Source organism: Clostridium sp. YIM B02555, assembly GCF_022320955.1.
GTDB lineage: Bacteria > Bacillota > Clostridia > Clostridiales > Clostridiaceae > Clostridium > Clostridium saccharoperbutylacetonicum.
On sequence record NZ_JAKJJY010000018.1, the window covers coordinates 69,394 to 81,325 of the forward strand.

The 11,932-nt window shown below is 29.4% G+C and carries 11 protein-coding genes and 1 other annotated feature; of the genes, 2 read left to right on the forward strand and 9 right to left on the reverse strand.

What is annotated here, in order from left to right; genetic code table 11:
- Nucleotides 1–65: 65 nt before the first annotated feature.
- From rsmA to L3B98_RS20915, 9 genes are all read right to left on the reverse strand, one after another.
- Nucleotides 66–911: a 16S rRNA (adenine(1518)-N(6)/adenine(1519)-N(6))-dimethyltransferase RsmA gene (rsmA, locus tag L3B98_RS20875; protein WP_015390241.1), complete on the reverse strand. Its 846-nt coding sequence runs from the start codon at nucleotides 909–911 to the stop codon at nucleotides 66–68.
- A complete protein-coding gene (gene rnmV, locus L3B98_RS20880; protein WP_015390240.1) occupies nucleotides 912–1,469 on the reverse strand; it encodes a ribonuclease M5 in 558 nt (185 codons plus the stop codon). It abuts the gene before it with no gap.
- Nucleotides 1,470–1,608: 139 nt separating this feature from the next.
- Entirely contained in the window at nucleotides 1,609–2,661 is a 1,053-nt protein-coding gene (locus L3B98_RS20885; protein WP_015390239.1) for a ubiquitin-like domain-containing protein, read from the reverse strand.
- Between the two features lie 260 nt (nucleotides 2,662–2,921).
- Nucleotides 2,922–3,707, reverse strand: a complete 786-nt coding sequence (locus tag L3B98_RS20890) for a TatD family hydrolase (protein WP_238918106.1) — start codon at nucleotides 3,705–3,707, stop codon at nucleotides 2,922–2,924.
- A 454-nt stretch (nucleotides 3,708–4,161) separates the two neighbouring features.
- Nucleotides 4,162–6,099 (reverse strand): methionine--tRNA ligase, encoded by a 1,938-nt coding sequence (gene metG, locus L3B98_RS20895; RefSeq protein ID WP_015390237.1) that lies wholly within the window; start codon nucleotides 6,097–6,099, stop codon nucleotides 4,162–4,164.
- 113 nt (nucleotides 6,100–6,212) lie between these two features.
- Nucleotides 6,213–6,454, reverse strand: a binding site (T-box leader).
- 245 nt (nucleotides 6,455–6,699) lie between these two features.
- Nucleotides 6,700–8,475 (reverse strand): aminopeptidase P family protein, encoded by a 1,776-nt coding sequence (locus tag L3B98_RS20900; protein ID WP_238918107.1) that lies wholly within the window; start codon nucleotides 8,473–8,475, stop codon nucleotides 6,700–6,702.
- A 142-nt stretch (nucleotides 8,476–8,617) separates the two neighbouring features.
- Nucleotides 8,618–9,862 (reverse strand): aminopeptidase P family protein, encoded by a 1,245-nt coding sequence (locus L3B98_RS20905; RefSeq protein ID WP_015390235.1) that lies wholly within the window; start codon nucleotides 9,860–9,862, stop codon nucleotides 8,618–8,620.
- A gap of 80 nt (nucleotides 9,863–9,942) precedes the next feature.
- A complete protein-coding gene (locus L3B98_RS20910; protein WP_015390234.1) occupies nucleotides 9,943–10,467 on the reverse strand; it encodes a nucleoside recognition domain-containing protein in 525 nt (174 codons plus the stop codon).
- 22 nt (nucleotides 10,468–10,489) lie between these two features.
- Nucleotides 10,490–11,065: a nucleoside recognition domain-containing protein gene (locus L3B98_RS20915; protein WP_015390233.1), complete on the reverse strand. Its 576-nt coding sequence runs from the start codon at nucleotides 11,063–11,065 to the stop codon at nucleotides 10,490–10,492.
- 109 nt (nucleotides 11,066–11,174) lie between these two features.
- Between L3B98_RS20915 and L3B98_RS20920 the strand changes: the two genes are divergently transcribed.
- Both L3B98_RS20920 and L3B98_RS20925 read left to right on the forward strand, forming a co-directional pair.
- On the forward strand, nucleotides 11,175–11,360 hold the full coding sequence (locus tag L3B98_RS20920) for a hypothetical protein (RefSeq protein ID WP_015390232.1): 186 nt from the start codon (nucleotides 11,175–11,177) through the stop codon (nucleotides 11,358–11,360).
- A gap of 284 nt (nucleotides 11,361–11,644) precedes the next feature.
- A complete protein-coding gene (locus tag L3B98_RS20925; RefSeq protein ID WP_015390231.1) occupies nucleotides 11,645–11,905 on the forward strand; it encodes a hypothetical protein in 261 nt (86 codons plus the stop codon).
- Nucleotides 11,906–11,932: the final 27 nt, after the last annotated feature.

Sequence of the window (11,932 nt, forward strand, 5' to 3'; positions counted from 1 at the left end):
AAAATACAATTATGATTTAACTTGTATTTTTTCATAGTTTCATACACTGCTAAAATATTTATAATTTAGTTCCTAAATTCAAAAATACAATCTGATAATAATGCAAATTCTTCTAATGTTAATGTCTCTGCTCTTCGCTTAGGGTCTATTCCTGATTTTTCAAATGCCTTTTCTAATGCGTCTACATTAACTTTAAGTGATTTTGCTGCATTCCATAAGGTTTTTCGTCTCATATTAAAACCAGCTCTTACAAGTTCAAACATCAAAGCAATACTTTTAGCTTTTACTCTTGGTTCATCTAACTTGTCTAACCTTATTACTATAGATTCTACCTTTGGCCTTGGAATAAAACATGTTGGAGGTACCTTTCTAAGTATTTTAGTATCACAATAATATTGCACTAAAACAGATAATGATCCATACTCCTTAGTATTTGGTTCGGCATTAATCCTCTCAGCAACCTCTTTTTGAATCATAATAGTTAAGGATTTGAAATTATATCCTTCCTTAAGAAGTTTAACAATTATAGGAGTTGTAACATAATACGGAAGATTTGCCACCAATTTTACACTCTTCTCATCACCTATAAGTTCGTTAAAATCTACTTTAAGTGCATCTTTATGTACTAAATCAAAATTCTTATGATCTCCTAATTCCTGTTGCAATATAGGAATTAGGTCATTATCCAATTCAATAGAAGTCACTTTTTTAGCTTTCATTAAAAGTTGTGCAGTCAGTGTTCCAACTCCTGGTCCAATTTCTATTATAAAATCTTCATCATTTACTTCTGCACCACTTACAATGTCATTAAGCACTGAATCATCAACTAAAAAATTTTGACCAAGGCTTTTTGAAAACTTAAAATTATATTTCTTAACTAACTCTTGTGTTTTTATATCTTTCAAATCCATTTATTTATTACCTACTTCCAATTGTTTTTCTATTTCTTCTATAGCATTAGTAAATTCTTCTTTAGTTATTCCGTAATTATTTAACCTAGAAACCATTTGTGCTGCATTCCCATAACCTATACCTAATATTTTACCAAGCATATTTCTTCTAATCTTTGATGTATTATCTCCTGTAAGCTTGAAATAAAACATATCCTGCATAGTAAAAAATTCATGTTTTTCTTCTTGAGTTATTTTAGCCATTTCAAGTGCTCTTAAAATAACTTCAGGATTTGCATTTTCTACTCCGATATCTCCATTCTTTAATCCGTCTTCCTTTGAAATATAAGCATGCTTTATTCCCTTAACTCTTTTAGATATTATTCTTCTTATCTTTTCACCTGCAAAATCTGGATCAGTTAATACAATTACACCTTTTCTCTTTTGAGCTTCCTGTATTCGTGCTATTACCTTTGCATTTATTCCAAAGCCCCCAACGGCTATTATTTCCGCATCTATGGCTTTCTTTACGGCATCGACATCGTCTCTACCCTCAACAACTATTACTTCTTTTATCAAAACTCTACTTCCTTTCATTTATGCTGAAATATTTAGTTTCTAAATTATTATCTCATTCGCATCTCTTTTAATAATAATGTAAAATATCTATAATTTAAAGAAAAAAATAGAGATAACAAATGTTATCTCTTAAAATAATTTACCATTCTCCCGGATAAGCAACCAACAATAAATTCACTGATCTTCTTCCCCAACTATCACATTCACTTGATGAATCAAGAAATAAATCAATTTTGTTGCCTCTTATAGCACCTCCTGTATCAGCTGCAATAGCATATCCATAACCATCTACAAAAACTTTGCTTCCTAATGGTACTACAGATGGATCAACTGCAATCGTACTTAATCCGCCTTCATTCCTAACAGGTCTTCTTCCTGTAGCAGTAGTCGAATGACCACTATAGGCAGTTGCTGTACAATTCATTTTTTTCTTATATTTTATTTGTTCTCCACCTCTGCTTGCATAAACTTGACCAGTTCCTTTTATCACCACTTTATTCTGTGGCTCTACAATAGTCTTTGCGCTTTTTACATTCCGAGAAACTTCTACTCCATCTTTATATACTACTTGATAGGTAATTTCCTTTTGACCATTAACTCCATCACTCTTTACCTTTTGAACACTAGTGTCCAAGTTTTCATCATTTTCAACTATTGTATCGAAGTTAATTGGTTGTTTCTCTACAAGATCTTTGGTATCAACTTTAACAAGTTGTACATTTGAGTTTTCTTCTACCTTAGAATCTAATGAAGGTGATACTTCATCTACATCTTCATCAAAGCTTATACCTTGATCTTTTAATGTATCTTGTTCTGCTTCTAGCATATCTTTAACTGTATCTTCTGCTGTTTGTACCTTTAATTGTATTCCATTTGCTTTAATTTCTACTGGAATAGCTCTCTTTAATTTAATAGTTTCTTTCGCAGATACTTTGGATTCCAAGGATGGTTGCACTTTGTCTTTTTCAGCTAATTGTATGCCTCTTTCTTGCAACACATCTTTAACAGTCCCCTTGTAAGTGACAAAAGTCTCTTCTTTACCGTCTACACTTAATACGAGCGTTTTTCTCATGCTCAATATCGTCACTATTGTAACAACTACAACTATAATTGCAATTGCTCCAACTATTTTTTTTGCCTTCGGACCGTTAGAAAAACTTTGTTTAACAAATTGTTTAAATTTTTCTATCATTAAATTCCCTCCTTTGGCAAGAGTGTCTTTTGATTATATATTAATATTCCAAAGTTGTCAAATTAACACCCTCTTGCATTATAATGAAGCGTAGTAATAATGCACTCTGTGCATAAAAATTATAAATACAAATGATAGCGGATTTTATATTACTCCATTATAAAGTTAAAAATTTAACAATATTAAATTATGATTTATTATGTTATCTTTACTAAAACTTTGTTAGTATAAATTAATAAGTATACAAGTTATATTTTACCTTATTTTTCCTTTTTAATCAACCTATAAAAATTCTCGTTAAACTTTAAATTCGCTTCATATGGGTCAATTTCTTTGATTTCTGCAATTCTAGTTATTATATATTCGATATAGTCCGATTTATTCCTTTTACCTCTATTTGGTTCAGGCGCCATATACGGACAATCCGTTTCAACAAGAATTTTATCTATTGGTATCTCCTTTACTACACTAACTACTTTTTTAGCGTTCTTAAAAGTAACTACTCCAGTAAAACCTATATAATATCCAAGTTTTATGCATTCCTTTGCAAATTCTACACTTCCCGAAAAGCAATGTACTACCCCTGTAACTTCAGGAAATTCTTTCATTATTTCTAATGTATCTTGATGAGCCTCTCTATCATGAATAATAACTGGTAAATCTAATTCTCTTGCTAAATTCATTTGTCTTCTAAATACTTCTTTTTGAATTTCTTTTGATGGATTTTCTTCCCAATAATAATCTAATCCTATTTCCCCAATAGCTACAATTTTATCATTTTTACTAATGTATTCTTTAATTTCTTCTAACGTATTTTCTTTCATATCATTTGCATTTTCTGGATGTATTCCTAATGCACCAATTATGAAATCATACTCTCTAGTCAATTTATCTGTACTTTTCAAGCTATCATATGATGCAGCACAATTTAGAACTCCAATAACACCATTTTTCCTAATCTCATCAAATACTACTTCCCTATCTTCATTAAAAGCTTCATCATCATAATGAGCATGACTATCTATTATTTTATATTTTCCTTCCATAAATAAAATCCTTTCTTTATATTGTATACCTCAATTCAATAATTAAGTTAATATAATATTAATTTTTTTGACACCTAATTGCCATATTCATATCTTAAAATATGAATTGTAAAGTAGTTAAAGCATTATTATTTACCCCTTTAACCATTAATATATGGTTATAGAACGTCTCACTCCCCTAAGTGAGACGTTCTTTTATTGTTTTACATTTATTAAATATGAAACTTCCATTCCTAACATATTATCAATCCACACAAAGTAAGTGATCATATAAAATTATTTTTATATGCGATCAACTCACAAATGAATTAACTAAGTTCAAGAATCTAAATCATAGATGCTCACAGAGAAAGTTCTGCACTTATAAAGAAGCAGCTATGCTGCAACCAAGAACCTTTCACTTATAGCCAAATACAAGATTTGGATCATCACTTTTGTACTTTCACTTACCTGCTTATCTTACTATGCTTCCTGATTCTAGATCTCCTGGATCTACAGCCTTTAACACGCTATCATCATCCGTTGCAGCACATAAAATCATTCCCTGTGATAATTCACCTCTAAGTTTTACAGGTTTTAAATTAGCTACTAGCACAACATTTTTTCCAACTAATTCTTCTGGTTTATAGTGGACTGCTATTCCTGAAACCACTTGTCTTTCTTCTCCACCTAAATCCACTTTTAATTTTAATAATTTCTTAGCTCCTTTTATTTGTTCACAAGCTAATACTTTAACAACTCTTAAATCAATTTTTTCAAAATCTTCAATCGTGATTTCTTCTTTAATTGGAGTTATTTCTCTCTTAGCTGGTTGAGATGCCGCTCTTAAAGCTTCTAATTCTGCAAGCTTTTTATCAACATCTATTCTTGGGAATAAGTTTTCAGTTTTAACAACTTTTGTTCCAGCCTTTGTTCCATCAAATGCTTTTAGTGATTCCCATGCTATTTCTGAAGTATTTATTTGTTCATTGATCTTTTTAGCTGTATCTGGTAAGAAGGCTGAAATCATTACTGATGCAAATCTAAGACTTTCAGCTAAATTATAAAGAACTGTTCCAAGTCTAGCTTTTTTAGCCTCATCCTTAGCTAATATCCATGGAGTTGTTTCATCTATATACTTATTTGCTCTTCCTATTAATTCAAATACATATTCTAAAGCTTGTGGTATATTTAATTCATTAACTGCTGCTTCAATTTTTCCTGGCGCTGCTAAAGCTAAACTTATTAATTCATCATCAATAGCTTCTTTTTCAACTTGTGCAGGCATTTCTCCAGCAAAATATTTTTCAACCATTGCAACTGTTCTTGATAAAAGATTACCTAAGTCATTACAAAGGTCAGAATTTATCTTCTTTATAAATATCTCATTATTAAATAATCCATCTGCTCCAAATGGAATTTCCTTTAATAAATAATATCTTACAGGATCTACTCCAAATTCATTTACAAGAACAACCGGATCAACTACATTTCCTTTAGATTTTGACATCTTTCCACCATCAACAAGAAGCCATCCATGCCCAAATACTTGCTTTGGAAGTGGTAAATCTAATGCCATTAACATAATTGGCCAATAAATAGTATGGAATCTTAAAATATCTTTTCCTATTAAATGCACATCTGCTGGCCAGAATTTATCGTATAATTCTTTGTTATCTTGACCATATCCAAGAGCAGTTATATAGTTTGATAATGCATCTATCCAAACATACACAACATGACTTTCATCAAAAGTTACAGGAACTCCCCAGTTAAAGCTTGTTCTTGATACGCAAAGATCTTGAAGACCTGGTCTTAAGAAGTTATTTAACATTTCATTCTTTCTTGATTCTGGTTGAATGAAATCCGGATGATCTTCAATATATTTTATTAATCTATCTGCATATTTACTCATTTTAAAGAAATAAGCTTCTTCCTTTGATTTTTCAACTGGTCTTCCACAATCAGGACAGTTTCCATCTACCAATTGAGTATCAGTCCAAAATGATTCACAAGGTGTACAATACCACCCTTCATAAGAACTCTTATAGATATCTCCTTGATCATATAATTTCTTAAATATATCTTGAACAGCTTTAATATGATAATCATCAGTAGTTCTAATGAACTTATCATAACTTATATTCATCATGCTCCAAAGATCCTTAATACCAGCAACAACTTCATCTACATGCTCTTTTGGTGTAATTCCCTTTTCTTCAGCTATTCTTTGAATCTTTTGACCATGTTCATCTGTTCCTGTTAAAAACATTACATCATAGCCTGTTAATCTTTTGAATCTTGCAAGTGCATCCGCAGCTACAGTAGTATAAGTATTTCCTATATGTAGCTTTGTTGATGGATAATAAATTGGTGTAGTAATATAATATGTTTTTTTACAATCTGTACACATTATTTGTGTTCCTCCTTATTTTAAGCCAATGAGTATTTATATATCTAAAAAAATACTTCACTGCGATTTTACATTTATAATAAAAAAGCCTCTATATAGGATATTAAAACCTATATAGAGACGCATTATACGTGTTACCACTCTATTTCTTACTCACTTCACAATGAATAACTTATTAGGTGACCATCATCACCCTGCAATATAACGGTTGCGCCCGTATTTCCCTAACCAATATCTTGGCTCAAAAAACATGCTCTAAGACCATCTTCATAAAATTCACAAACGCTAACTTTCAGCATGTATTAGCTCTCTTATAGAATGATTCTTTTACTACTCTTCTCATCATCGCAATCTTATACAATTAAAAATTTATGCCCTTCAGGGTATCCTGTGGACAATTAACAGTTTACAGTTGAAGTAAAATTCTTTCAGAATTTTTTAATATAATTTTACGCAGTTAAACTAAATTACAATACTTCCTGTTAATTCTCAAATTATTTACATTATACTATTTGTTAGAATTAAGTGCAATAATATATTTATAATTGATTAGTGAAATTATTTTTAATTTCTATATTAAGAATAATAACTTTAAATGTATTATATTGCTTTAGTTTCTTCTTTAAGGAATTGCTTTTCATCATCATTTAAAAATGGGCTTAATTTTTCATAAGTTTCTTTATGGTAATCATTCAACCATTCTTTTTCATAATCTGTTAGTAAATTCACATCAATTCCTTCTAAATCTATTGGACAATATGACATTGTTTCAAATTTATAAAATTCTCCAAATTCTTCATCCTTTTTATCTGGAACAACTAGCATTATATTCTCTGTTCTGATTCCATGTTTTCCTTCTCTATATATTCCTGGTTCATTAGTTAATATCATTCCTGGTTCTAACTCTACTGTATTTGGAATTGGCCTTATTGTTTGTGGTCCTTCATGAACACTTAAGCAGAAACCTACTCCATGTCCTGTTCCACATTTATAATCTAGCCCTTCTTCCCATAAAACCCTTCTACTTAATATATCTACATTAGAACCTGTTGTTCCCTTTAAGAATACAGCCTTCATAAGGCCAATATGCGCCTTTAATACTAATGTAAAATCTCTTTTTTCTTCTTCAGTCAATTTTCCCAAAATAATGCTACGAGTAATATCTGTAGTTCCATCGAAGTATTGTCCCCCACTATCAACTAGCAATATCCCTTCTTTTTTTAACTCATATGCACTTTCTTCTGTTGCTGAATAATGCATCATTGCTGCATGTTCCTTGTACCCTGCAATTGTAGCAAAGCTTTCTTCTATAAATAATTCACCTTTACTTCTTATTTCACACAACTTGTCAGCTAATGAAAGTTCTGTAATAACTTCTTTTCCTACGTTATCCTTAATCCATTTTATAAACCTTACCATTGCAACTCCATCCTTAAGCTGGCAATTTTTAAGGCTATTTATTTCTGTTTCATTCTTTATTGCTTTTAATTTTGTAGTTATATTTAACTCTTCTATTTTCTTAACATCATTATTAATTTGTTCATATATATAGGCACTTACTTTGTCCGAATCAAATATGATACTGTCCTTTATTTCTTTTATATATTCGAATACATCCTCATAATTTTTTATTATAATTCCTTCTCTAGATAAAGCTTCTTTATCTGAATCGGAAATTTTTTCTACATCTATATAAAGTATTGCTCTATCCTCATCAATTAGTGCGTATGATAAAACTACTGGCGTATTTTTAACATCGTTTCCTCTAATATTAAAAAGCCAGGCTATATCATCTAATGATGATATAATATAAGCTTTACTTCCTAATTTATTCATATCATTTCTTACTTCTTGGATTTTTTCCTTTGCACTCTTTCCACAATATTTTGTATCAAGTATAAAAACTTTTTCCTTTGGCATTTCTGGTTTATCAGTCCAAATTTCTTCAATTAAATCTTTATCCATAGCAATATTAATATTTTTGTTTTGTTTTATTTTTAAAATATCTTTGTATCTATTAACTGGTAATACTCTTCCATCAAAGCCTAACGTCTGACCTTCTGACACATTTTCCATAAGCCATTCTTCTAATGTTGGCCATCCTGGAATTCTCATCTTAAAAAGTTCTACTCCTGAACCTTCTAATTGTTGGTTAGCTTGTATGAAATACCTTCCATCAGTCCATAAAATCGCTTTTTCTAATCCAATTAAGGCTGTTCCTGCAGATCCAGTAAAACCTGTTATATACGCTCTTGCTTTGAAACATTCAGCTACATATTCACTTTGATGAAAATCCTCACTTGGCACTATATAATAATCTATTTTCTCTTTTTTCATTAGTTCCCTTAATTTTTGTATTCGTTCTGATACTTTCATTTATTCCAACCTTCCTTTAATACTGTTATTAGCAAATAAAACACCAAGTCAATGCTGTCAAACAGATTGACTTGCTATTTTACCAAATACTTTTCATTATATTTAACAAGTTAATCTATGAATTTCTTAGATGCAGTATATATTATTTCATAAACTCTTCAATTTCATTAACTTCTTTAATCATATCTTTGGTCAAGACTTCACAACCATCCTTGGTAACTAAAATATCATCTTCAATTCTTATTCCAATAGATTCTTCACTAATGTATATTCCTGGTTCAACTGTAAATACCATTCCTTCTGCAAAAGTAAATTCTCTTCCCAATATTCCCAAATCATGGGTATCTAACCCTAAATTATGTCCTATGCTATGCCAATAATATTTATTAACTTCAGACTTTTCTTTAATAAGTCCTAATCCAATACATTCTTCAGCAATTAAATCCTTTGCCCACGCATTTAATTCTTTAGAATCTACACCTGGCTTTATCTTTTTAATAACAGCTTTATTCACTCTGAGAACAGCTTCGTAAACTTCTTTTTGTCTAGCTGTAAACTTCCCATTTACCGGAAAATCTCTAGTGATATCTGCATTATATAAATTCCATTGAGCTCCTAGATCAAATAATATTAAATCACCATCTTTTATTTCGCTATCATTATTTACATAATGAAGTATTGCCGCATTTTTTCCTGCTGCTGCAATAGTTCTGAAGGCGTAATCCTTAACTCCTTTTGTTTTACATTCAAAATCAAAATATGCTTCAAGCTCATATTCTTTCATTCCAGCTTTAGCATTTTTCATTAACGACTTTACACCTGCTATTGTTATTTCTATTGCTTTTCTCATTTCTGCTATTTCTTCATCAGATTTAATCATTCTTAGAGGTGCTATCTTATGAGATATATTTTTTATATTAATGTAAGGGTATTTTTGATTCATATCCCTTCCAAAAACATTAGCTATAGAGTCTTCTTCTTCCATTTCTTCTCTATCTAAATCTAAATATAAATTAATCTCTTCAACACCTCTTATTAACCTATTTAAATAAGAAGTAAATTCCTTCATATAAACTACATCTTTTACGCCAGATATTTCTTGCCCCTCAGTATCTCTTAAAGTCTTTCCATTCCATAACTCTTTATCTAAATCTAAATCTTTTAAGAACAGCTTTTCGCTTATTTCTCCTTTAATTTTTGACAAAACTATAATATGCTCTTCTTCTTGTATTCCTGTTAAATAATAAAAATTTTTATTAACTGTAAATTGATAGAATTCATCTCCAGTCTTTTTGCATGGCTTTCCTGAAAATAAAACTACAATCGAATTATTTTCTAAACTGTTGATTAAATTACTTCTGTTTCTAATAAATGCCTCTTTCTTCATAAATGTATCCTCTTTCCTGTTTAGAAATATTTTCTTCTACAAACATATAATACTGCAAAAATTTATACTAATAAAGATACTTAACATAAAAATATATTTACCACAAAAATTGCCATAATTATTGCTGTCATATCTGCTAGTATTGCTGCCCATAAAGTATGCCTTATTTTTTTTACTTTTATTGCTCCAAAATACACTGTAATTGTGTAAAATATTGTTTCTGTACTCCCCATTACAACAGAAGCTATAAGTCCAGTTCTAGTATCTGGTCCAAAACTTTTTATTATATCTGTAAATACCCCTATTGCTCCACTTCCTGATAAAGGTTTTATTATTAGCAAAGGAATAAGATCCTTTGGCAATCCAATCAAATTTCCGATAGGTGCTATTAGATTATTTAATAAATCCATTAATTTAGCTTCCTTAAATATTTGCACTGCAATTATCATAGCTAAAAGATATGGAAATATCCTTAAAGTTACTTGTAAACCATCTTTAGCTCCTTCTATAAACCATTCATAAACTTTTCTTCCTTTGAACATTCCATAGGTTATAATAAGTAAAAATATTATTGGTATTATGCTTTTACTTAAATAATTAAACATATAATTATTCTCCCTCTGTAAATCAAAAATACTTCTGCAATATTTTGCAGCATACTATTCCAACAATTGCTGCTGTTGTAGTAGATACTAGTGTAGGTAATATTATAATACCTGGATTTAATGAATTACATGCAGCTCTTATAGAAATTATTGTAGATGGAATTAATTGAATACAAGTAGCATTTAATACTAGAAAAAGTGCCATATCATTAGATGCAATCCCTTTATTATCATTTAACCTATTCATTTCCTCCATTGCCTTAATTCCAAATGGTGTTGCTGCATTAGACAATCCCATCATATTAGCTGTAAGATTCATTACTATAGCACCTAAAGTTTTTTCGTCCTTTGATGCTTCTTTAAAAATAAGTTTTAGAATTGGTTTTAATAATTTCGATATTTTTTCTGTGAGTCCACTATTTTCGGCCACCTTCATCGCACCACACCAAAAACACATTATACCAGTAAGTTCAATTGCAAAAGTAACAGTATTCCCTGATGAATTAATTATTGCTTTAGAAATAATTTCACCATTTCCACTCAATATCCCAACTAAAATTCCGAAAAATATTAGAAAAAACCAAATATAATTTATCATATTCTCCCCCATAGTATAATTATTCTTTACATTTATATTCCTTGCACTTATTTTTTAGTAGTGATAGGATATACTTATTAAACATAAATAAATAAAAAGGAGAATTTTCATGGATAATTCAAATTTAAAGATAGCGCAACAAGATGTAGAGGAAGCTTTAAAAGCTGTAGAAGAAATGGAAAAATATATACATACAGATTCCCCTTCAAAAGAACAATTAAAGGAAAAATTTATATGTTTATCAAATAGAGTTCAAAACTTAGAAACTATATTAATGAATGAAGGAATTCTTTAATATTAAAAATAAAAATTAATACTAATTTATAAAAATAAACCTTATATAATGGATTTTTATTCTATTATATAAGGTTTATTTTAATTTTATTAAATATATATATATCAAAATAGTCATTTTTCCCTCTTTTTTTATCTTTTTTCTAAATCAACCATATTTTTTGTCATCTTTTGTTGATTTTTATAAAAAATCCAATTATAATATAATTAATATTTATACTTGTTTAAGCGACGATTAAGAATTGACGTCATTTTATAAAATTTAAGCAAAAGAGGTTGATGTTTATGATTATAGTAAATTGCGCTTTAAGACAAGACGATATAGTAAAAATAGTAGAAAATATTACACATGATGGTATTAATATATTCAAGTGTGTTGCAAAGGAAGATCTTCGTCTTTTTTTTAAATGTAACTTTTTCCTTAATAAAGAAAAAGCTAAAAAAATAGCTCACGATGCAATAATTAATACTAACATAGGAAGAACATTGTTTTTTAATGTTGTTGATATCAATGAGTATCCTTGGGTCAAATATCCTTATTATTAAAAACTTAATTTCGCTTTCTTATCCTCT

Coding starts and splice junctions, on each gene's coding strand:
- metG (WP_015390237.1), bottom strand. CDS start 6,099: ATGTGTACAGATTGTAAAAAAACATATTATATTACTACACCAATTTAT.
- L3B98_RS20905 (WP_015390235.1), bottom strand. CDS start 9,862: ATGAAGAAAGAGGCATTTATTAGAAACAGAAGTAATTTAATCAACAGT.
- L3B98_RS20885 (WP_015390239.1), bottom strand. CDS start 2,661: ATGATAGAAAAATTTAAACAATTTGTTAAACAAAGTTTTTCTAACGGT.
- L3B98_RS20900 (WP_238918107.1), bottom strand. CDS start 8,475: ATGAAAGTATCAGAACGAATACAAAAATTAAGGGAACTAATGAAAAAA.
- L3B98_RS20890 (WP_238918106.1), bottom strand. CDS start 3,707: ATGGAAGGAAAATATAAAATAATAGATAGTCATGCTCATTATGATGAT.
- L3B98_RS20920 (WP_015390232.1), top strand. CDS start 11,175: ATGGATAATTCAAATTTAAAGATAGCGCAACAAGATGTAGAGGAAGCT.
- L3B98_RS20910 (WP_015390234.1), bottom strand. CDS start 10,467: ATGTTTAATTATTTAAGTAAAAGCATAATACCAATAATATTTTTACTT.
- rsmA (WP_015390241.1), bottom strand. CDS start 911: ATGGATTTGAAAGATATAAAAACACAAGAGTTAGTTAAGAAATATAAT.
- L3B98_RS20925 (WP_015390231.1), top strand. CDS start 11,645: ATGATTATAGTAAATTGCGCTTTAAGACAAGACGATATAGTAAAAATA.
- L3B98_RS20915 (WP_015390233.1), bottom strand. CDS start 11,065: ATGATAAATTATATTTGGTTTTTTCTAATATTTTTCGGAATTTTAGTT.